This is a genomic window from Haliea atlantica, assembly GCF_054779855.1.
In genome coordinates this window covers 426,691-447,487 of sequence record NZ_BAAGXL010000003.1, presented here as the reverse complement: position 1 = coordinate 447,487, position 20,797 = coordinate 426,691, and the positions used below count along the sequence as shown (strand labels likewise).

The following is a 20,797-nucleotide window of genomic DNA, read 5'->3' as shown; positions in this document are numbered from 1 at the left end:
TCACCAACTTCCCGTGAGGGTCAGCGATGTCGATGTCAGCCGTGTCTCCACAGGTCTCTCCCGCGCCGCCGCAGCATGTTCAGCCGGCGCTTCCCTCCTTGATGATAAAGGGGCCCGCTGCAGCTGACCGCTGTATCGAGGAAGGTTTTGTGGCGAGTGTTTTCGAGCGGGCCTGGGGGGCGCATGTCACCCGCTTCCTGCCCTGGCTGTGCAGCCTGCAGCCTCAGGCTGACGCTGTGCCGGAGGCGGTGCTGGGGCTTCGCGCCGCCGCCCGGGAGCGGCTTTTCTGTGAACAGTACCTCGACGAGCCCCTGCTGGCGGTGCCGGCGCGCTTGCACGGGCAGGTCTGCGAGCGGGCCGATATCATGGAGCTGGGCAATCTGGCTGCCAGCTCGGCGGGGCGCGGTGCCTTGCTGTATCTGCTGGCAACCCAGGCGGCCCATCGCGCCGGTGTGCGCTACCTGCTGTTTGCCGCCAACCGCGCAGTGCGCTTGTCGATCCTGCGCAGCGGCTTTACCCCGCTGGTTGTTGGGCCCGCCGATGCCGGGCGCCTGGGATCCCGGGCGGGGGAGTGGGGGCGCTACTACGATGGCAATCCGGTGGTCATGCTGGGCGATATGGCGCTGACCGACCGCCAGGCCCGGCAGCGGCAGGGCGTGCCGGCGCTGCTTGCCCACTACGACAGCGCCATTGCCGGCCTGGCGAGCGTCCTGAGTGAGGTGCGCCAGTGACCGCGGGTGTGGAGCAACTGTTGTCGTGCCTGGCTGCGCGCGCTGTCAGTCAGCCGCAGATGGACAGTGTGGTCAGTGGTGCGGAGACCCTGAGCGCTGGGGCGCTCTGGTCGCGCAGCGGCGAGCTGGCCGAGTGGTTGCGCGACCACGGTGTCGAGCGCCTGGGGCTGTGGGCGGACAATGGCATCGACTGGGTGCTCGCCGACCTGGCCTGCCTGCGGGCGGACATCTGCCTGGTAGGGCTGCCGACCTTTTTCAGTGCCGAGCAGCGCGAATACGCGCTGACCGCCAGTGGCGTCGACTGTCTCCTGCTGGGGCCCGAGGCCGCCGAGATGCTGGCGGGGCCCTCACAGACCATCCAGCAAGCGTCGGGTCTGCGCCAGTTGGTGGCTCTCGAGTTACCGGCATGCGAGCGCTCGCCGCTGCCTTCGGCCACCGGCAAGATTACCTTTACCTCGGGCTCGACCGGCCAGCCCAAGGGCGTCTGCCTGTCCAATGCGCAGTGCCTGGCGGTGGTGGCTTCTCTGGTGGACGCGGTGGACTGTCCCGGCGCCCGTCATCTGTCTTTGCTGCCCCTGGCGGTGCTGCTGGAAAACATTGCCGGTCTCTACCGTACCCTGCTCGCCGGCGGCGTGGTGATCCTGCCCGATCCGGCGGACCTCGGGCTGAGCGGCAGTTCCGGCGTCCACCTGCCGGGCTTCCTGTGGGCCCTGGAGCGCTGGCAGCCCGAGACACTGATTCTGGTTCCCGAGTGGCTTCAGGGCCTGGACCGTGCCCTGGCAGCGGGTTGGCGGCCACCGCTTTCCCTGCGCTTTGTGGCTGTCGGTGGGGCGCGGGTGGCACCGGCACTGCTGCAACGCATCCGCGATCGCGGCCTGCCGGTCTACGAGGGCTACGGCCTCTCCGAATGCGCCTCGGTGGTCAGTCTGAATACCCCCGCCGCGGATCGGCCGGGCAGCAGTGGTCGTCCTTTGCCGCATGTAGAGGTGTCGGTGGAAGACGGCGAGCTGGTGGTGGCGGGCAACACCTTTCTCGCTTACCTCGGTGAATCGCCCCACCCGCCACACTGTCCCGTGCGCACGGGGGATATCGCCGAACTGGATGCGGAGGGGTTTGTGCGCATCGCCGGGCGCCGCAAACACCTGCTGATCAGCAGCTTTGGCCGCAATATCAGCCCCGAGTGGGTGGAGAGTGAACTGCTTGCCGGCGGCGGCCTGATGCAGGCAGTGGTCCTGGGGGATGCGCGTCCCCATTGCGTGGCCCTGGTCTGGCCCGCGGATGCGCGGCTCAGTGATGCCGAACTGGATGCCCACATTGCACGCGTGAATGCCCGCCTGCCCGATTACGCGCGGGTGCGCCGCTGGGCCCGCCTGCCGCAGCCGCTATCGGCCCAGAGCGGGCTGCTCACCGGCAATGGCCGCCTGCGTCGGGACCGCTTTGCGGAGACCTATCGCAGCTTGATTGAACGTCTGTATTTACCCACCGAGGAGATGACTGCATGAGCGGTTTTTACCAGAAACTTGCACAACGGACGGCCGCCGGTCGCGAGGCCCTGATGCAGACCTCACTGGTCCAGGAGGCGCTCGGCGGGCAGCTCACCAGCGAGCGCTACGTGGCCTTTCTGGTCCAGGCCTACCACCACGTGCGCCACACCGTGCCGCTGTTGATGGCCGCCGGCTCGCGCCTGGGGCCGGAACAGGAGTGGTTGCGCGAGGCGCTGGCGGAATATGTCGAAGAAGAGCTGGGACACCAGGAGTGGGTGCTCAACGACATCGCCGCCTGTGGCTACGACGCCGAGCGTGTGCGCAACTGCCGGCCGAATTTCGCCACCGAGATGATGGTGGCCTATGCCTACCACGTCATTGATCGCGGCAACCCGGTCGGATTCTTCGGCATGGTGCACGTGCTGGAAGGGACCTCCGTGAGTGTGGCCTCGCGGGCCGCCGATGCCATACAGGCAAATACCGGCCTGCCCAATCGTGCCTTCAGCTACCTGCGATCCCACGGTGCCCTGGACGTCGGCCACGTGGACTTCTTCGCCGGCTTGATGAACCGGCTGGACCGCGAGGCGGACCGGACTGCGGTGACCCACTGCGCCGGGGCCTTCTACCGTCTCTATGCCGGCGTATTCGACAGTGTCGAGGCCAGCCAGGCCGCGGCCTTCCTGCCCTGTGAAGAGGAGCTGCAACATGTTCATGTCGGGTAAACGTGTTCTGGTGACCGGTGCCTCTGGCGGTATCGGTCGGGCCATCAGTCTGGCGCTGGCCGCGGCCGGGGCAGAGCTGCTGCTGGTGGGCCGCCATCGCGAGCGTCTCGAGGCGGTGCTCACCGAACTCGCCGGGGATACGCACCGCGTGGTCACTGCAGATATTGCCACTGCGGAGGGCCGGGCTTTGATCCTGGCGGCCTGTGAAGGGACGCTGGACCTGCTGGTCAACAACGCCGGCGTCAATGACTTCGCCCTGTTTGCTGACCAGGCGCCCGAGCGCCTGGCGCAACAGCTGGAGATCAACCTGGTGGCACCGATTCTGCTGACCCGGCAACTGCTGCCTTTGATCCAGCGCCGCCGCGGCCAGATCATCAACGTCGGATCGGCCTTTGGCCAGATTGGTTATCCGGGTTTTTGCGCCTATAGTGCGGGCAAGTTCGGCCTGCGCGGTTTTTCCCAGGCCCTGGGCCGCGAACTGTCGGGTAGTGGGGTGGTCGTGTCCTACCTGGCTCCGCGGGCAACCCATACCGAAATGAACTGCGCGGAAGTCACGGCAATGAACCGCGAGCTGGGTACCGCCACGGACACCCCGGAAGCGGTCGCCGAGGCGCTCATGCAGCTGGTCCATCGCCCGCGTCCCGAACTGTTGATGGGGCGTCCCGAGCGTTTCTTCGCCCGCGTGAATGCCTTTTTGCCCGGCCTGGTGGACCGGGCCCTGTACCGGCAGTTGCCGGTGATTCGCCGGCATGCGCTGGCTGCGGTCCAGGGCCGGGGGTAAACTCGCGGCATGCGCCTGCTGTTGATAGAAGACGACCCCTCCCTGGCTGCCGGCCTGCAAGCCGCCCTGGCCCGTGAGGGTTATGTGGTCAACCCGGTCGCCACCGGTAGCCAGGCCCTGGCCGCCGTGCGCGCGGAGTGTCCGGACATGGTGGTGCTCGACCTCGGGCTGCCGGACATGGACGGCCTGCAGGTGCTGGCGGGCATTCGGCGCCAGGCCGCACAACTGCCGGTGCTGATACTCACCGCTCGCGGTCGCGCTGACGACAAGGTCGCCGGCCTGGACCTGGGCGCCGACGACTACCTGGCCAAGCCCTTCGACATGCAGGAGCTGGCGGCGCGTCTGCGCGCCCTGGGCCGTCGCTTGTCCGGTGCGCCGAGCGCACAGATCACCGTAGGTCCGGTACAGCTCGATGTCGCCTCCCACCAGGTGACGGTGGATGGCGCTCCGCTGGAATTGCCCCGCCGCGAGTACATGCTGCTCAAGGCGCTGATGGAAAGTGCCGGGCGGGTGCTGACCCGGGAGGCCCTGGAGGGCAAGCTTTACAGCTGGGGAGAGGAGGTGAGCAGCAATGCCCTCGAGGTACATGTCCATCACTTGCGCAGGAAGCTTCCCGAGAATCTGATACGCACCGTGCGCGGTATCGGCTATACCCTGGCAGCACCATGACGTCCATCCGCCGTACCCTGGTACTGATGCTGGTGGCCGCGTTTACCCTGGTGTCCTTTCTCGCGGCACTCAACGGCTACCGCGCGAGCATGGCCCGGGCCGAGCAGCTGCTGGATACCCAATTGCGTTATGCCATGGAAATACTGCGGAGCACCGCCGCGGTACCCGGGGCGGGAGGAGTCGCCGCCGAGGGCTCGGGCGAGATTGTCTTCCAGGTCTGGGCGGAGGGACACCTGCAGCTGCAGTCGCCGGGGGCGCCGGCGGAGCCCGTGGCGGCCTTTGCCCCCGGGCTGGATTACCACAATTTCGCCGGCTACCGCTGGCGCACCCTCACCGAGGAGGACAGCCGCGGCCGCTGGTTGATGGTCGGCGAGCGCGCCGATCTGCGCCACCTGATCGCCGAGCAGGTGGTACTGGAGGCAGTGGTTCCCCTGCTGCTGTGGTTGCCGGTGGCGGCGGGGCTGATCTGGGTCGTGGTGGGCTGGGGGCTGGCGCCCCTGCGTCAGCTCTCGGCGGCCATCAACCGCAAGGCCAGCGACGACCTGTCTCCCCTGTCGATATCCGCGCCACCGGTGGAGTTGGCGCCGCTGGTGGCGGCGACCAACGCGCTGTTGCTGCGCCTGGCCGGTGCCTTGCAGCGGGAGCAGCAGTTCGCTGCCCACGCCGCCCACGAGCTGCGCACCCCCATCAGTGTGCTCAAGGTGCACTTGCACAATCTGGCACAGGAGCTGCCAGCAGACAGCGAGGCGCTGAGGCACGCCAATGCCGGCGTGGAGCGCATGCAGCATCTGGTCGAGCAGATTCTCGATCTCAGCCGCACCCAGCCGGACCTGATCCAGGCGAATTTCCAGGGTCTGGACCTGCACGCGCTGGCCCGCCAGGTGACGGCCGACCTGTGGCCGGCTTTTGCCGCGCGTCAGCAGAGTCTTTCGCTCGCCGGCAAGCCGACGCAGGTACTGGGCGACCCGGCGATGCTGGACATTCTGTTGCGCAACCTGCTGGACAATGCCGGCAAATACACGCCCCGCGGCGGCGAGGTCCAGGTCGCGGTGGAGGCGGTCGACGGAGGCGGCGCGCGCCTGGTGGTGGCGGATTCCGGGCGTGGGGTGCCGGCGGCGGAGCGCGAGCGGGTGCTGGAGCGCTTTTATCGCAGCGCCGGCCAGGAAGGGGCCGCGAGCACGGGCGCCGGACTGGGCCTGACCATCGTGCAGCACATCACCCGTCTGCATCACGCCCGCCTCACACTCTCGGAGGGACTGGGTGCAAGCGGCCTGGGTGTCACTGTCGAGTTTCCGGCGCCAGGCGGGGACGAGGTATGAGACGGTCAGGCTGGTTTGCCCTTGGCGCCCTGCTGTCGCTGCTGCCGACCCAGGCTTTGGCGGCCACGCCGGTCTACGAGATCGAGATTCGCGGGCACCTGTTTTTCCCCGAGCAATTGCGTATTCCCGCCGATACCAAGGTCAAGCTGCGGGTGCACAATCGCGATGCCACTCCCGAGGAGTTCGAGAGTTATGAGCTCAATCGCGAGAAAGTGATCATGGGGGGGCGCAGCGCGAGTATTTTTGTCGGCCCGCTCGCCCCGGGGGTCTATCCCTTTTTTGGCGAATTCAATCCGCGCACGGCCCAGGGGCGCATTCTGGTCGTGGAGGGGGACTGAGCATGTTGCTGGATGCGGTGATACTGGTGCTGCGCGAAGTTCTCGAGGCGGCGTTCCTGCTGTGCGTCATGCTGGTATTCGGGCAGGTGCTGGCTCTGCGATCTCGCTGGGTGGGCTTGGGTCTGTTACTGGCCGCGGTCGGGGTGGCCCTGTATGCCGGTGGCATGCAGGGCATCACGGATGCGCTGGAGGGCGCGGGTCAGGAGGTCCTGAATGCGGCGCTGCAAATGACGGTGTTTTTGCTGCTGATGCCCGTGCTGGCGCTCGGCGTGATTGCCGCGCGACGGATGCGGCAGTGCGGGCGGGTATTGCCCGGGTTGATGGCGGCGGCGGTGGGCCTGGCGCTGGTCCGCGAGAGTGCGGAGATCCTGATCTACGTGCGTGCGTTTTCCGCCGTGGATGAATACCGCCTCGGTGTTTATGCGGGCAGCGCGCTGGGCCTGGGTATCGGCGCCAGTGCCGGTGTGCTGGCCTGGTCGGCCCTGCGCGCCCTGCGCCCGGCGCGTGCCTTCCCGGTTTGCCTGGGCCTGTTGGCGGTGATTGGCGCCGGCATGGTCATGCAGGCGGCGCTGCTACTGGAGCAGGTGGACTGGCTGCCCGCACAGCCGCCGCTCTGGGACAGCAGCTGGCTGCTCAGTGAACAGTCCCTTCTCGGACAGTTGCTGTTCGCGGTACTGGGTTACGAAGCCACGCCGGGTCCGGTTCAGGTGGCGCTGTATGTCGGCAGCCTGGGCCTCGCTGCCCTGTCTATCTGGCTGGGCTACCGTATCGGGGGGAGGGCGAATGACACACTGTAGACACTGGGTGGGGCTGTTCTGGGTACTCTGTTCGGGGCTGGCGCTGGCCGACGGGGTATCCATCGGCAAGGTTTATCACCCCTACGTGACGCCCCTGGAGTGGGACCTCGAATGGCGTGCGCTGCATGTCCAGGAGAACCCCGAGGATGGACGCGAGCGCCTCCAGGAGCACGCGCTCGGCCTGGGACGCGCCCTGAGTGATCGCCTGTTCCTCGAGGGCTATCTGATTGGCGAGCGCAGTGCGGGCGAGTCGCTGCGGCTGGCGGCCAGCGAGCTGGAGCTCCTCTGGCAACTCAGCGAGCAGGGGGAGTACGCCCTGGACTATGGATTGCTGTTTGAGCTCGAACACGAACGGGAGTTCGACGACTGGGAAGCGGCGGCAAAGCTGTTGCTGGAGCGGGAATTCGGGCGTTTCAGTGCCACCGCCAACCTGGGCCTGATCCGCGAATGGGGCAACGGTGTCGACAGCGAGTGGGAAACCTCCCTCGCCCTGCAGGGCCGCTACCGTCACGCGCGCTGGCTGGAACCGGCGATTGAACTGCACCTGGGCGAGGATACCCGAGCGGCGGGCCCGGTGCTGCTCGGCAGCGCGCGCCTGGGTACCCGCGAGTCCCTGCACTGGGAGATGGGGGTGATTCTGGGCCTGGATGCGCCGACCCCCGACTATACCCTGCGCGGCCTGCTGGAATACGAGTTCTGAGCCCCCGTGGCCGCGCCGCCGGCTACTTGAGCAGCGACCCGAGCAGGCCGCGGAACAGCTGTCGCCCGAGGCGCCCGCCCACGGCAGACCCAAGGCTGCGCAGCAGACTTTTCACGAAGGCCTCGCCGCCGCTCTGGCGATTGCCGCGGCGACTGCCGCGCTTCGCGCGCTGCTCGAGGCTCGCCTGTTTCTCCGCGGCCTGCCGCGCCGCGGTGCGCTCTGCCAGAATCTCGTGGGCGGAGCGCGGGTCGACGGCATCGCGGTAGCGTCGCAGGTTGTGGTCAGTGGCGAGTAGCGCCTGCCGCTCCGCCGGGGTGATGGGGCCCATGCGGGACGCCGGCGGCCGGATCAGCACCCGCTCCACCGGCGCGGGTATCCCCTTGTCCTGCAGGGTCGAGACCAGGGCTTCGCCAACGCCGAGCTCGCCGATCACCGTTTCGGTGTCCAGGGCCGGGTTGTCGCGGAAGGACTGCGCCGCTACCCGCACCGCCTTGCGCTCTTTCGGGGTGTAGGCGCGCAGGGCGTGCTGGATGCGGTTGCCCAGCTGCGCCAGGACGCTGTCCGGAATATCCGCCGGGCTCTGGGTGACAAAGTACACCCCGACGCCCTTGGAGCGGATCAGGCGCACGACCTGTTCGATCTGTTCCAGCAGGGCCTTGGGGGCATCGCGAAACAGCAGGTGCGCCTCGTCGAAGAAAAACACCAGCTCCGGCTGCTCCGGGTCCCCCCGTTCGGGCAGTTCCTCGAACAGCTCGGCGAGCAGCCAGAGCAGGAAGGTCGAATACACCCGGGGCCTGCGAATCAGCTGGTCGGCGGCGAGGATGTTGATCACGCCGCGTCCCTCGCGGTCGCGTTGCATGAAGTCGCCGAGGGCCAGGGCCGGTTCACCGAAGAAGGCGTCGCCGCCTTCGCGCTCCAGCATCAGCAGGCGCCGCAGAATGGCATTGACCGATGCTTTTGACACGCCATAACCGGGGCCCAGCTCACGGCCGTGCAGGGCCAGGTAATCGAGGACGCTGCGCAGGTCGGCCAGGTCAACCAGTAGCAGGCCCTCGCTGTCGGCGAACTCGAAGACCAGGGTGATGACGCTTTCCTGGGTCTCGTTGAGATCGAGCAGCCGGGTCAGCAGCTGCGGGCCAAGCTCCGAGACGGTGCTGCGCACCGGGGTGCCCTGTTCCCCGAACAGGTCCCAGAAGGCGACCGGGAAGCCGCTTTGCCGGTAGTCGGGGATGCCGATGGTCTGCACGCGCTGATCAATCTTCGCGTGCGGCGTGCCCGCCTGTGCGAGCCCGGAGAGGTCGCCCTTGATGTCGGCGAGAAAGACCGGCACGCCGCGCGCGGAGAAAGCCTCCGCCAGGCACTGCAGGGTCACGGTCTTGCCGGTGCCGGTGGCGCCGGCGATCAGGCCGTGTCGATTGGCGTAGCGCGGCAGCAGGCCGACGCTGGCCTGGCCATTGCCGCCGAGTAACAGGCTCTCTGACATTTCAGCCTTCCTTGCTGGTGCGTTTGCCGGTGCTGCGCCGCGGCCGGCCCTTGCCGACCATGGCCTCGAGTTCCTGTAGCGCCTCTTCCAGGTAGTCGATCAGCCGCTGCATCTGGGGTACCGCACGGCGACAGGCGACGATGCCGAAATCCAGCTGATTGCGGTAGCTCACCAGGGTGATGTTGAGGGCAAAGCCGTCGAAAACGACCGAGGCCGGGTAAATCCCGTCGAGACGGGCCCCGTTCCAGTAGAGCGGCTCGCGGGGCCCGGGCACGTTGGAAATCACTGTGCTGAAGGCGGGGAAGCGCTCGCCGAGGCCGAGGATCGAGCTGAGCAGCGTGGGCGCCTGGGTCAGCACCGTGAACAGGGTGGCTTCCCGCGGCGTGAGCGACTGGTACAGCGCCTTGCCGGCGGCCATCGATGCCTGGATACGGCGCAGGCGCCGCTCGGGATCGGCCTCGTCGGTAGCCAGGTCGGCGGTAATGAAACCGACCGCGTTAGAACTGTCCAGGTCGTGGGTTTCTCGCAGGGAAATCGGCGCCATGGCCTTCAGGGACCAGGTCGGGCATTCGTCGCGGCTGATCAGGTAGCGGCGCAGGGCTCCCGCGCACATCGCCAGAATGACGTCATTGAGTGTGCCACCGCTGGCCTTGCACACCGCCTGCAGACGGGACAAGCGATAGGACTGGGCGACGAAGCGACGCGCCCCGGATACCCGCGTGTTGATCGAGGTGTGCGGAATCCGAAACCAGGGCGCCGAGAGGTCGCCGCCGCGGCCGAGGAAGACGCCGCCAAAGCGGCGCAGGGCACTGCCCAGGTGTACCCCGGTCTGGAAATGCTCGGCCAGGGCGCCGAGCACGTTGCGCACTTCCTGGCGGCTCGGGGCGGACTCGCAGCGCCGTTGCAGCAGGCGCTCTTTGTAGCGTTCGTAGTTCTCCAGGGACAGGGGCGAGTGGCTGGCCCGGGCCGCCGGATCGGTGGAGTACATGGCGTTGGTCATGTGCATGGCCGACACGCCGTCGATGGCCGCGTGATGCAGTTTGCTGTAGAGGGCGAACTGCCGTCCCTTCAGGCCTTCGATCAGGTGCATCTCCCACAGCGGACGGCTGCGGTCGAGCAGCTGGCCGTGCAGCCGCGACACCAGCATGAACAGCTCCCGGTAGCGCCCCGGCCAGGGCAGGCCCAGGTGGCGCACGTGATAATCGATGTCGAAGTGCTCGTCTTCCTGCCAGTACAGCGGCCCGAGGGGGCCGGCCCGGCCCGTGGCGACAAACTCGCCGAAAGGCGGGCGGTAGGGCTCCTGTGTCCGCAGCAGGTCGAGCAACTCAGCCAGGAATTCGTGGCGCTTGACGCCGCGGGGGAAGGTGTACAGGTGCAGTCCGCCGACGTGCATGGGCGTCTGGCGTTTTTCCACCAGCAGGAAGCTGGCGTCGGGCAGGCTGATGGGGCGCATGGCTTCCCCCGGCTGTCACTGGTCCGCCTACAATAGACGCTAAGCGATGCCCGGGGAAGCCTGTGTTACAGCCAACGGTAGCGCCGGAACAGGCCCAGCATGCCCGCCGCGAGAGTGAGCATCACCCCGAGCACCACGAAATAGCCGTAGCGGGTGCGCAACTCGGGCATGACCTCGAAGTTCATGCCGTAGACGCCGGCGAGGAAACTCAGCGGCACGAAAATCGCCGTGATGATGGTGAGCACTTTCATGGTGTTGTTGAGGCGATGCGAGCTGATGGAAATGTGGCTCTCCACCAGATCGCCGCAGATCTCGTAGTACATGTTGGTCAGGCTGTGCACCCGCTCGCAGCGGTCGAAGAAATCCCGCCGTGCGTGATGGCCGGCGTCACGGCCCGTGCCCATGTGCGCGGTGCCGCCGTTGAGAATCTGCTCCGCCAGGCGCTGGTGGTAATTGAAGATGCGCCGCAACTTGCGCAGGCGAGAGCGGTAAGTCACCAGCTCCCGCAGAGCGTGGTCGCTGCGCTCGTCGGGAAGACGGTCCTCCAGCTCTGCCAGGGTGTCGTCGAAGTCGAGGATCCTGTCCAGGTAGCGTCCAGCTGCGTAGTGCAGCATGCGCAGGACCAGGATAGGGGGTGTCTGCAAGAGGTGTTGATGTTCGCGGCTGTCCCAGAACTGGGCGATGCTGACCGAGTGGCCCCGGCGCACGGTGATCAGCAGGCGGTGGCCGACCCAGATGCCCAGCTGTTGCGGTTGCAGGGTCAGGTCGTCGTCGAAGCCGGCCATGCCGCGGAACAGGATGAAGGTGGTGTGTTCGAACTCCTCCACCTTGGGCGGGTGGCTGTTGCGCGAGCAGTCGGCGATGGCCAGCTCGCCACAGCCGAGGGACAGCAGGAGCTCGCGGATTTCGGGCGTGATTTCCGATTGGATGTCCAGCCACAGGTAGCCGTTGCTGTGGGCGCGCCACTCGGCCACCAGCTCCTGCCCGCCGAGCTGGGAGTGATCGCGACCGGAAAGCAGTTTGGCGCGAATCATGAGGCGGGTGCGATCAGGCTGATGGCTCCGCGCACTTCACCCAGCTGATAGCCGGTGGCGCGGTCATCGGGGTAGTGGGTGTCGAGGGCTTCCTGCACCGCGGGGGAGAGGGTTTCCCCGTGGCAGGCGAGGCAGAGACCCTCGGTACCCTGGGCCTGCATGTAGCGGAAGCGGCCGTCGGTGACGGCGGCCTGCTGCAGCTGGCTGGCCGGCGTGCCGGCCGCCTGCCGTGCGGCGAACTGCTGCAGCACCGCGCGCTCCCAGGCATCGGGTTCGGCGCGCTCGGCATTGCGCGCTTGCAGGCTCACTCGGCGCACCTGCCAGCCCGTTTCGGCGCTCAGGCTGTCCATCAGCGCCGGCGCCACCTCGGCACAGACCGCGACCGCCTGGGCGGGGCCGCCCGCCGCCATGGCTTGCTGGAGTTGCGGTTTCAGCTGGCCGACGAAGCGGCCCACCAGTGCGCGGGCCTCTTCGGTCCGGGTTGATGCGGTGCTGTCTGCGGTGTTGCCGCCAGCCAGTGCGCCGTGGCTGAGTAGTGCCGTGGCCAGCAGCAGCGTGCCGAAATGATGCATCCTTCCACTCCCCTGGTTTGCCCCTTGCCTGTCCATGCCCGCTTGCCTGCCGCAGTTCGCGGTGCCCGGGTCATGGGACTATACTCGGTGCATGACAAAAACATGGTTACTCGGTTTGCTGCTGTTGGCAAGTGCGCTGGCAACACCCGCGCGCGCGGCCGAGGCAGTGTGGTTGGTCGATCTGGAAGGGGCGATTGGTCCCGCCACCGCGCAACACCTGCAAAGTAGTCTCGATCGGGCCGAAGCAGCGGGCGTCCAGCTGGTGATCCTGCGGCTGGATACACCCGGCGGTCTGGATACCGCGATGCGCGACATGATCCGGCGGATACTCGCGGCGGATGTGCCCGTGGCCACCTGGGTCGGGCCCAGCGGAGCCCGTGCCGCCAGCGCGGGGACCTATCTGCTCTACGCCAGCCATATCGCCGCCATGGCCCCGGGCACCAATCTCGGCGCCGCCACCCCGGTGCAGATCGGCGGTATGCCCTCGATGCCCGGTGGCAAGGAGGAAGAATCCTCGGGTGGCGGGGCCATGGAACGCAAGGTGGTCAACGACGCGGTCGCCTACCTGCGTGGCCTGGCGGAGATGCGCGGCAGGAACGCCGACTGGGCCGAGCTGGCAGTGCGCGAGGGCGCCAGTCTGCCGGCCTCGGAGGCCCTGGAAAAAGGCGTGATCGACCTCATGGCGGACAACCCCCGGGCCCTGCTGGCGCAGTTGCAGGGGCGCGCGGTCACCGTGGGTGAGCGACAGCTCACCCTGGATGTCGAGGGGGCGCCCCTGGAGACCCGGGCGATGGACTGGCGCAGCGAGTTCCTCGCCATCATCACCAACCCCAACGTGGCCTATATCCTGCTGATGGTGGGCATCTACGGCCTGATTCTCGAGTTCTACAACCCCGGCATGGGCCTGCCGGGCATTACCGGGGCGGTCTGTCTGCTGCTGGCCCTGTACGCCTTCCAGATGCTGCCGGTGAGTTATGCCGGCCTGGGCCTGCTGGCCCTCGGGGTGGCCCTGATGGTGGCCGAGGCCTTCGCCCCGAGTTTCGGAGTGCTGGGGCTGGGAGGCATTGTCGCCTTTGTTTTCGGCTCGGTGATGCTGATGGACAGCGAGCTGCCTGGCTATCGCATCGCCTGGCCGATGATTCTCGCGGTGGCCCTGTTCAGCGCCGGCCTGCTGGTGTTTGCCCTGGGCATGGTGCTGCGTGCGCGCAAGGCCGCGGTGGTCAGCGGTATCGACCACTTGCTCGGGCAGCTGACCACGGTCGGGCGGGTGGACAACGGTCGCAGCTGGGTCTGGCTGGACGGTGAATTGTGGCAGGCGCGCAGCGAGCGCCCCCTGGCCCGGGGTGACAGGGTAAAAGTGGAAGCCATTGACGGGCTGGTCGCGGTGGTCAGCCCGGCGGACAAACAGGGAGAGAACTGATGTTGGAACTGGAGACTTTCGGGGGCGTGCTGCTCCTGCTATTCCTGGCCCTGGTGCTGTCCATGTTCCGGGTGCTGCGGGAGTACGAGCGCGGTGTGATCTTCATGCTCGGCCGCTTCTACCGGGTCAAGGGCCCGGGCCTGATCATCATCATTCCGGTCCTGCAGCAGATGGTGCGGGTGGATCTGCGCACGGTAGTCATGGACGTGCCGACCCAGGACGTGATCTCCCGGGACAACGTCTCGGTGCAGGTCAACGCGGTGATCTACTTCCGGGTGATGGACCCGGAGAAAGCCATCATCCAGGTGGAGAACTACCTGGAGGCGACCAGTCAGCTGTCCCAGACCACCCTGCGCTCGGTCCTCGGCCAGCACGAGCTGGACGACATGCTGGCGGAGCGGGACAAGCTGAACGCGGACATCCAGACGCTGCTGGATCAGCAGACAGAAGCCTGGGGGATCAAGGTGGCCAATGTCGAGATCAAGCACGTGGATCTCAACGAATCCATGATCCGGGCCATCGCCAAGCAGGCCGAGGCAGAGCGCGAGCGCCGGGCCAAGGTCATCCACGCCCTGGGCGAACAGGAAGCGGCGGAGAAGCTGGCCGAGGCCGCACGCACCCTCGCCACTGAGGACTCGGCGATCCAGCTGCGCTACCTGCAGACCCTGGTGGAAATTGCCGGTGACAACAACTCCACGATCGTATTTCCGCTGCCGGTGGATATCCTGCAGAAATTGCGTAGCTGACACAGGGAGCGTGCCATGCAGTGTGTAGAAATTGCCGAGCCCGGTGATCCCGGGGTGCTTCGGCTGGCGGAGCGCGAGCGCCCGGTACCCGGGCCCGGCGAGGTATTGATCGCGGTAGCCGCCGCCGGGGTGAACCGCCCCGATATCATGCAGCGGCGGGGGCTCTATCCGCCGCCCCCCGGTGCCTCTGACCTGCCCGGCCTGGAAGTCGCGGGCCGCATCGAGGCACTCGGTGAAGGCGTGAGCTCCTGGCGCGTGGGTGACACGGTGTGTGCCCTGACCAATGGTGGCGGCTATGCCCAGTTTGTCAGCGCGCCGGCGGCGCAGTGCCTGCCGGTTCCGGCGGGCTGGTCATTCGAGGACGCCGCCGGCCTTCCGGAAACCTGTTTTACCGTCTGGACCAATGTGTTTGATCGGGCTGGCCTGCGCGCCGGGGAACGCCTGCTGGTGCACGGCGGCAGCTCGGGGATTGGTGTGACCGCGATCCAGATGGCGGTAGCCCTGGGCGCGGAGGTCTATGCCACGGCGGGCAGCACGGAGAAGTGTGCAGCCTGTGAGCGCCTGGGTGCCCGGCGCGCGGTGAATTACCGCGAGGAAGATTTTGTCGAGGTGCTCAAGGAGGCTACCGAGGGCGCGGGCATGGATGTGATTCTCGACATGGTGGGTGGCGACTACGTCAACCGCAATATTGCCCTGGCGGCGGTCGAGGGGCGCATCGTCAATATCGCCTTTCAACAGGGTTTTGAGGTGACGGTGAACTTCGTGCCGGTACTGATGAAGCGGCTCAGCCTGATGGCTTCCACCCTGCGGCCCCAGTCCACGGCCGCCAAGGGGGCCATGGCCGCGGCCCTGCGGGAGCAGGTCTGGCCGCTGCTGGAGGCCGGGCACTTCCGCCCCGTGGTGGCGGCGCGCTACCCGCTGGCGGAAGCGGCCGAGGCCCACCGTCTGATGGAGAGCAGCCGCCACATCGGCAAGATCATTCTTCAGGTGCCAGCGGCGGCATAGTCCCGCTGGCGGCCGCGTTCAGGGCCCAGGACTGGAACTCCGCGTACTCCTCGGCGAGGCTCTCGGGGACCTGGTCCCAGGCCTCACTGAAACTCTTCAGCCCCGGCTCGCAAATCGCCTGCATGGCCTCGGGGGCTGCCACCTCGCCCGCGTCCATCTCCCGATAGAGGTCCTGCAGGTCGCGCAGGTTGTCGCAGGCCAGCATCAGCTCGTAACCCGTGACGCCCACCACCACCGCCCAGCCGAGGTAGGGGATCGCCTCGGCGGGCAGGGAGCCGATATTCGCGGCGGCGCTGCGCACAGTGCGCTTCTGGATGCGCTTGCCGGTGTCCTGCACCGTCTTGCGCAGGGTGGCTTCCCGCGCCTCTACCGCGGCCAGTTGCCGGGCCTGGGCCTGCTGGCGGGACTGCATGCGCTGGTACACGGTGTTGATGCCCGCGGCGCCGAGCACTCCGGAGAGGCCTGCCGTGGCGGCACTCCAGGTCAGGGTGGCGACGTTGCCGCCGAGCAGGATCAGGCACAGGAGTATGAGCAGGGGACGGGAAAACATGGCGCGCTCCTCTTTTTATCGATGGGTCAGGAAAACAGCCACGGTGCCAGGTCGTCGCGGTTTTCCACCACGATCTGCTGGGCCATGGGGTCGGACTGCGGTTCGCCGGGCTCGATGTGCAGCAGTTTCAGGGCGTAGGGCACCAGGCGGGCGCGCAGGGGAATGATCAAGACGCCGTCCTGCATGCCGTAGTCGGCCGCCACCACGGCGCGCTGTTCCGGGCGCAGGCGCGGGTCCGGGACAATACGCAGCTCCACTCGGGTGTTCCACTCCTCATCCTGCTCGACCCCGTGGGGTGAGTCGCCCAGTGGCTCGGGGATATCGCGGAAGCGGCTGAGCACGAAGTCGCGGTAGTCCTGGTTTTTCTCGCACCAGGCGCGCACATGCCAGCGCAGGCCGCTGAACACCAGGGTATGGGGGACGATGATGCGGCCCTCGCGATCGGGGTTGTGCAGGGAAACGTAGTCGACCTCCAGTCGCTGGCGGTCGCGGGCGGCCTGGACAATGGGGCGCAGGACCTCGGGCCGCACGTCGCGCACGGGCAGCTGCAATACCTCGATATTGGCCACGTTCAGCGCCAGTGACTCGAAGACATTGGACAGTTCGTTGTTGCGCGCCATCAGGTGGAGATACTCGTCCGCCAGGCCGGCGGTCACCCGTGGCCGGAACTCGGCGGTGGGGCGGTAGCCCTTGAGGGAGCTGTCGTAGAACAGGTTGCCGGGGCCGATCTCCTTCAGGTAGCGGTTGAGATCCTTGCTCGCCTGCTGGCGGCCGATGCCGAAGGTGTCGCACAGGTGTCGCGAGGTGAGGCGACCCTCCCACAAGCTGATGGTCTCGATATAGCGGTAGCGAACCAGCAGGTCCCAGCGTATCGGCCAGCGCCCCGTATCCTGCGCGTCCATGCAGCCTCCCGTTCCACGATGAATGCCTGTATCGTACACGGACCGGATGCCAGCGAACACACGGAGGACGACTTGCGTCGACGCCCCGATCTCAGCGACCTGTATCGCCTCGCCGCGCAGGTCGAGCGCGACCGCGATTTGCCACTGGCGGAGCTGCAGAGCCGCGATCGGCAGGTGGGCGCGGGGCTTGCGCCGGCTGCTGCCGCGGGCGGGCGTCTCGACCTGGTGCTGGGCTGGCTGGAGGCGGTGGCGCCGCCGGCGGAGGAGAGGGGGTTCTGGCGGCCCGCACTGGCAGCGCAGCTGGCGGGTTTGCTGGCCTTTGCCCTGGGCTTCTCCGCGCTGGCCGGCCTGCTGCTGGGCAGCGAGCGGGCGCTGGTCAATGTGCTGGTCTTCCTGGCCCTGTTCGTGGTGCTGCAGTGGCTGCTGATGCTGGGCAATGTCGTGGTGCTCTGGCGGCTTTGGCGCGGCGGCGTGCCACAGGTGCTGCCGGTTCACCCGGGTCGCTGGCTGGTCGCTCGCAGTCCCCCGGATGCGCGCGATCTGCGCGAGGCGCAGCCCCTGCTGCGCTTGCTGTTCCTGCGCCACGGGCAGGCCCTGGGAGCCCTGTTCCTGTTGGGTGCGGCACTGGCCTTTTTGCTGCTGCCGCTGCTGGCCGACTACAGCTTTGTCTGGGGCTCCACCTATGCATTGGGTGAGTCCACCCTGCAGACGGTGGTGGATGCTCTCGCCAGCCCCTGGCAGTCAGTTCTGCCCGCCGCCACCATCTCGCCCGAGCTGCTGGCCAGCAGCCGTTATCACGCCGCCGCCAGCCGCCTCGACGCCGAGCAGATCGCCAGCATGCGCGGCTGGTGGGGTTTCCTGATGCTCTGCCTGCTGAGCTACGCGCTGTTGCCGCGGCTGCTGCTGTGGGAGCTTTCCCGGCGCTGGTATCGGCGGCAGCTGGACCGGGCGGTCCTCGCTTACCCCGGGGTGGAGCGCCTGCTGTCGCGCTTGCAGGCCCCCCTGGTAACGACCCTGGGTGAGGCCGCCGGCGCAGCGTCGGAGCCGAGCCGGGCAAGCGGGGAAGCGGCGCCGGATGATCCCCCGGCAGTCACCGAGCCGGACTCCCTGCTGGTGGAACTGGCCGGTGCCCTGGGGCCGGCCGGTACCGCGGGCTTCGAGGAACTGAGCGACTGGCGACCCCTGCACCGCCTGGCCCTCGGCACGGGTGACCTGGAGCAGGACCGGCAGCAGCTTGCCTCGCTGCCGGTGGAGGAAATCCGGCATCTGCACCTGGTGGTCAAGGGCTGGGAGCCGCCGGTTGCCGAGCTGGCCGATTTGCTCGAGGTGCTGGGTCCGGTGCCCCGTTGCAGCGTCTATCTGGCGCCCCTGCCCGGGCAGGCGATTCCGCATCGCAAGGTGGAGGACTGGCGTCTGTTTGCCCGCGGCCTGCCTTTCCACGCGGTGGATCTGCAGTTGCTCAGCCCAGTGGTGAGTGCATGAATCTGCCGGTCTTTGCGGTGGTCGGGCGCCCCAACAAGGGCAAGTCCAGCATTGTCGCTACCCTGGCGCGGGACGATTCCGTGGCGATCGAGTCGCGCGCCGGCTCGACCCGCGAAACGCGCGCCTTCCCCATGCGGGTGGACGGGGAAACCCTCTACACCCTGGTGGATACACCGGGCATCCAGCGGGCGCGTGCGGTCCTCGAGTGGCTGCAGGCCCACGGCACCGATGCCGCCAGCCGACCGTCGACCGTGCGCGCCTTCGTCGAGGCTCACCAGGGCGAGGCGAAGTTCCGCGACGAATGCGAGCTGCTGCGCCCGATCATCGAAGGCGCGGGCATCATCTACGTGGTCGATGGCTCGGTACCTTTCGGGGCGGACTACGAAGCGGAGATGGAGATCCTGCGCTGGACCGGCAGGCCCAGCCTGGCACTGATCAATCCCATCGACAACGAGGACTTCGCCGAGGAGTGGCGCGCGGGTCTCGGGCAATATTTCCGTACCGTGCGCCTGTTCAATGCCCAGCGCGCGGAGGTCACCAAGCAGCTGGAGCTGCTGGAATTGTTCGGGCATCTGGACGAACAGTGGCGGGCTTCCCTGCAGCGGGCGGTGGAAATCCTCCGCGCCGAACGCAGTCGCCAGCACCGCGAGGCTGCCCTGCTGATCGCCGAGTGGATTGCCGTGGCGCTGGAGTTCCAGGTCAGCCAGCGGGTGCCCGAGGGCCTGCCGCTGGAGCCGGTGCAGAAAACCCTGTATGCCCGCTTTCGCCAGGAACTGCAGGCGCGGGAGCGCCGCTGCCGGCGCCAGGTGGAGGAGGTCTACCACTATCATCGCCTGCAGCGCCAGGAGGTCGACCTGGACCTGGAGGCGGAGGAACTGTTCAACATTGAACAGTGGTATCTGTGGGGTCTGGACCGACGTGCTCTGGCGATGGTGGCGGCCTCCGCCGGGGCCGTGGTGGGGGGCGGCACCGGGGTGGTGCTGGACACGGTTACCGCGGGCCTGACCGGTGGCCTGGGCACCCTGGTCAGCGGGGCCTTCGGGGCCGCCTCCGGCGGTGTCGCGGCTTTGCGCTACGCCGACGAGATCGCCCAGCTGCGGGTCAAGGGCATTCCCAGTGGTGGCAAGCTGCTCAGCGTCGGGCCCTCGCGCAATCCCAACTTTCCCTTTGTGCTGCTGGGGCGCGCACTGCTGCACCAGCAGCGCCTGTGTACGCGGACCCACGCCGACCGCAGTGCCCTGCAGCTGGACGCGCCGCTGATGGGCGAGGTGGAAGACCGCGATCGCCGGCAGCTGGCGCGCTGGTTCGCCGCCCTGCGGCTGCCGCGCAAGGCCGGCGAGGCGCGGCACGCACTGGCGGACTGGATCCTGGCCCGCAGCGAGGGGCGCTAGCGGCCAAGGTGCTTGCTCCGCCCGCTAGAATTCGAAGTGCGCCTGGCGCGGTGGCGCTTCCGCCACGCTCTGTGCTGCGTCGAGCGGGGTGCGGGCCTCCAGTCCCGACAGGGTCAGGCCCAGCAGGCGGACCCCTCGGGGGACCGGCAGCACGCCCTCCAGCAACTCGTCCGCCAGGCGCGCGAATTCCCCGCGACCCGATATGGCGCCCGCCAGGGAGCGCGCCCGGGTAATCTGACGGAAGTCGCTGTATTTGAGTTTCAGGGTGACCGTTCGCCCGCGCGCAGCCTGCCGTTCGATACGCTCCCACACCAGGTCGATGATCGCTGTCAGCGCCGAGCGCAGGGCCTCGTCCGACAGCAAGTCCTCGCGGTAGGTGCGCTCGCCGCCAATCGACTTGCGGATGCGCTCGGAGCGGACCGGGCGGAAGTCGATGCCGCGGCTGGCGCGGTAGAGATAGTCCGCCGATTTGCCGAAATGCTCCCGCAACAGCTCCAGCGGCTGGGCACGCAGATCGGCCCCGGTGTGAATACCCAGACGGGCCATGCGCTCCGCGGTGCGCGGGCCGACGCCGTGGAAGCGACGAATCGGCAGGCCGGCGACAAAGGCCGGGCCCTGCTCCGGTCTTACGACACAGAGCCCGTCGGGCTTGTTCTGGTCCGAGGCTATCTTGGCGATGAACTTGTTGTAGCTGACCCCCGCGCTGGCGGTCAGGCCGGTTTCTTCGAGGATCTGCTGGCGGATCCGTTGCGCGATGCGGGTGGCGCTGCCGACGCCCTGCAGATCCTCGCTGACGTCCAGATAGGCTTCGTCCAGTGAGAGTGGCTCAATCACGCTGGTAAAGCGCCGGAAAATATCGTGGATCTGCCGGGACACGGCGCGATAGGCCTCGAAGCGCGGCGGCACAAAAATCAGCTGCGGGCAGCGGCGGCGGGCGGTGACCGAGGGCATGGCGGAGCGCACGCCGAAGACCCGGGCCTCGTAGCTGGCGGCGGCGACCACCCCGCGTTCCGCCGAGCCCCCCACGGCGATCGGCTTGCCACGCAGGGCTGGATTGTCGCGCTGCTCGACACTGGCAAAGAAGGCATCCATGTCGATATGGATGATCTTGCGGGGCGCTTCGTGGGTCTCTTCCGGCATGCTGCGAATGGTATTGCGGGGCCTCGCGACCGGCAAGCGCCCGGCTGCACGGGGAGACCTGGCGTGTCCGCCGATACG

General features: G+C 67.7%; 21 protein-coding genes. 14 read left to right on the top strand and 7 right to left on the bottom strand.

Annotated elements, in window-relative coordinates; genetic code table 11:
• The first annotated feature begins 26 nt into the window (after positions 1-26).
• Genes ACYVGS_RS02075 through ACYVGS_RS02035 form a run of 9 tightly spaced genes read left to right on the top strand, consistent with a single transcriptional unit; the run spans position 27 to position 7,541 of the window.
• Positions 27-731 (top strand): thermostable hemolysin, encoded by a 705-nt coding sequence (locus tag ACYVGS_RS02075; RefSeq protein ID WP_460586971.1) that lies wholly within the window; start codon positions 27-29, stop codon positions 729-731.
• Entirely contained in the window at positions 728-2,233 is a 1,506-nt protein-coding gene (locus ACYVGS_RS02070; protein ID WP_460586970.1) for an acyl-CoA synthetase family protein, read from the top strand. The genes ACYVGS_RS02075 and ACYVGS_RS02070 overlap by 4 nt, the downstream gene beginning before the upstream one ends.
• Positions 2,230-2,937, top strand: coding sequence for a TenA family transcriptional regulator (locus ACYVGS_RS02065; RefSeq protein ID WP_460586969.1), 708 nt, complete (start codon positions 2,230-2,232; stop codon positions 2,935-2,937). The genes ACYVGS_RS02070 and ACYVGS_RS02065 overlap by 4 nt, the downstream gene beginning before the upstream one ends.
• Positions 2,927-3,718, top strand: coding sequence for an SDR family oxidoreductase (locus ACYVGS_RS02060; protein ID WP_460586968.1), 792 nt, complete (start codon positions 2,927-2,929; stop codon positions 3,716-3,718). Before ACYVGS_RS02065 ends, ACYVGS_RS02060 begins: the two co-directional genes overlap by 11 nt.
• A 9-nt stretch (positions 3,719-3,727) precedes the next feature.
• Positions 3,728-4,387: a response regulator transcription factor family protein gene (locus ACYVGS_RS02055; protein ID WP_460586967.1), complete on the top strand. Its 660-nt coding sequence runs from the start codon at positions 3,728-3,730 to the stop codon at positions 4,385-4,387.
• A complete protein-coding gene (locus ACYVGS_RS02050) occupies positions 4,384-5,706 on the top strand; it encodes a sensor histidine kinase family protein (RefSeq protein WP_460586966.1) in 1,323 nt (440 codons plus the stop codon). Before ACYVGS_RS02055 ends, ACYVGS_RS02050 begins: the two co-directional genes overlap by 4 nt.
• The gene (locus ACYVGS_RS02045) at positions 5,703-6,044 is read left to right on the top strand and encodes a cupredoxin domain-containing protein (RefSeq protein ID WP_460586965.1); all 342 of its coding nucleotides are present in this window, start codon (positions 5,703-5,705) and stop codon (positions 6,042-6,044) included. The genes ACYVGS_RS02050 and ACYVGS_RS02045 overlap by 4 nt, the downstream gene beginning before the upstream one ends.
• Before the next feature lie 2 nt (positions 6,045-6,046).
• Positions 6,047-6,841, top strand: coding sequence for an FTR1 family protein (locus tag ACYVGS_RS02040; protein ID WP_460586964.1), 795 nt, complete (start codon positions 6,047-6,049; stop codon positions 6,839-6,841).
• Positions 6,828-7,541, top strand: a complete 714-nt coding sequence (locus ACYVGS_RS02035; protein ID WP_460586963.1) for a hypothetical protein — start codon at positions 6,828-6,830, stop codon at positions 7,539-7,541. The genes ACYVGS_RS02040 and ACYVGS_RS02035 overlap by 14 nt, the downstream gene beginning before the upstream one ends.
• Before the next feature lie 22 nt (positions 7,542-7,563).
• Here the strand turns inward: ACYVGS_RS02035 and ACYVGS_RS02030 are convergent, their stop codons facing one another.
• The 4 genes from ACYVGS_RS02030 to ACYVGS_RS02015 form a co-directional block, all read right to left on the bottom strand.
• Complete coding sequence (locus tag ACYVGS_RS02030) at positions 7,564-9,024, bottom strand: P-loop NTPase family protein (RefSeq protein ID WP_460586962.1); 1,461 nt, start codon at positions 9,022-9,024, stop codon at positions 7,564-7,566.
• A gap of 1 nt (position 9,025) precedes the next feature.
• Positions 9,026-10,477, bottom strand: coding sequence for a WS/DGAT/MGAT family O-acyltransferase (locus tag ACYVGS_RS02025; RefSeq protein WP_460586961.1), 1,452 nt, complete (start codon positions 10,475-10,477; stop codon positions 9,026-9,028).
• 65 nt (positions 10,478-10,542) lie between these two features.
• The gene (locus ACYVGS_RS02020; RefSeq protein WP_460586960.1) at positions 10,543-11,511 is read right to left on the bottom strand and encodes a magnesium transporter CorA family protein; all 969 of its coding nucleotides are present in this window, start codon (positions 11,509-11,511) and stop codon (positions 10,543-10,545) included.
• Complete coding sequence (locus tag ACYVGS_RS02015) at positions 11,508-12,083, bottom strand: Tll0287-like domain-containing protein (RefSeq protein WP_460586959.1); 576 nt, start codon at positions 12,081-12,083, stop codon at positions 11,508-11,510. Before ACYVGS_RS02015 ends, ACYVGS_RS02020 begins: the two co-directional genes overlap by 4 nt.
• Before the next feature lie 91 nt (positions 12,084-12,174).
• On the opposite strand from ACYVGS_RS02015, the gene ACYVGS_RS02010 reads away from it, so the two are divergent.
• Genes ACYVGS_RS02010 through ACYVGS_RS02000 form a run of 3 tightly spaced genes read left to right on the top strand, consistent with a single transcriptional unit; the run spans position 12,175 to position 15,254 of the window.
• Complete coding sequence (locus ACYVGS_RS02010; protein ID WP_460586958.1) at positions 12,175-13,503, top strand: NfeD family protein; 1,329 nt, start codon at positions 12,175-12,177, stop codon at positions 13,501-13,503.
• A complete protein-coding gene (locus ACYVGS_RS02005) occupies positions 13,503-14,249 on the top strand; it encodes a slipin family protein (RefSeq protein ID WP_460586957.1) in 747 nt (248 codons plus the stop codon). The genes ACYVGS_RS02010 and ACYVGS_RS02005 overlap by 1 nt, the downstream gene beginning before the upstream one ends.
• 15 nt (positions 14,250-14,264) lie before the next feature.
• On the top strand, positions 14,265-15,254 hold the full coding sequence (locus tag ACYVGS_RS02000; RefSeq protein ID WP_460586956.1) for an NAD(P)H-quinone oxidoreductase: 990 nt from the start codon (positions 14,265-14,267) through the stop codon (positions 15,252-15,254).
• Here ACYVGS_RS02000 and ACYVGS_RS01995 read toward each other — a convergent pair.
• A complete protein-coding gene (locus ACYVGS_RS01995; RefSeq protein WP_460586955.1) occupies positions 15,226-15,804 on the bottom strand; it encodes a hypothetical protein in 579 nt (192 codons plus the stop codon). The two genes, ACYVGS_RS02000 and ACYVGS_RS01995, sit on opposite strands and share 29 nt — an antisense overlap.
• A 26-nt stretch (positions 15,805-15,830) precedes the next feature.
• Positions 15,831-16,706 (bottom strand): helix-turn-helix transcriptional regulator, encoded by an 876-nt coding sequence (locus tag ACYVGS_RS01990; protein ID WP_460586954.1) that lies wholly within the window; start codon positions 16,704-16,706, stop codon positions 15,831-15,833.
• A gap of 72 nt (positions 16,707-16,778) precedes the next feature.
• Here ACYVGS_RS01990 and ACYVGS_RS01985 point away from each other — a divergent pair, with 72 nt between their 5' ends.
• Positions 16,779-18,188, top strand: a complete 1,410-nt coding sequence (locus ACYVGS_RS01985; protein WP_460586953.1) for a DUF2868 domain-containing protein — start codon at positions 16,779-16,781, stop codon at positions 18,186-18,188.
• Entirely contained in the window at positions 18,185-19,579 is a 1,395-nt protein-coding gene (locus tag ACYVGS_RS01980) for a DUF3482 domain-containing protein (RefSeq protein ID WP_460586952.1), read from the top strand. Before ACYVGS_RS01985 ends, ACYVGS_RS01980 begins: the two co-directional genes overlap by 4 nt.
• 24 nt (positions 19,580-19,603) lie before the next feature.
• On the opposite strand, the gene dinB is transcribed toward ACYVGS_RS01980, so the two are convergent.
• On the bottom strand, positions 19,604-20,755 hold the full coding sequence (gene dinB / locus ACYVGS_RS01975; protein ID WP_460586951.1) for a DNA polymerase IV: 1,152 nt from the start codon (positions 20,753-20,755) through the stop codon (positions 19,604-19,606).
• Between the last annotated feature and the right edge of the window lie 42 nt (positions 20,756-20,797).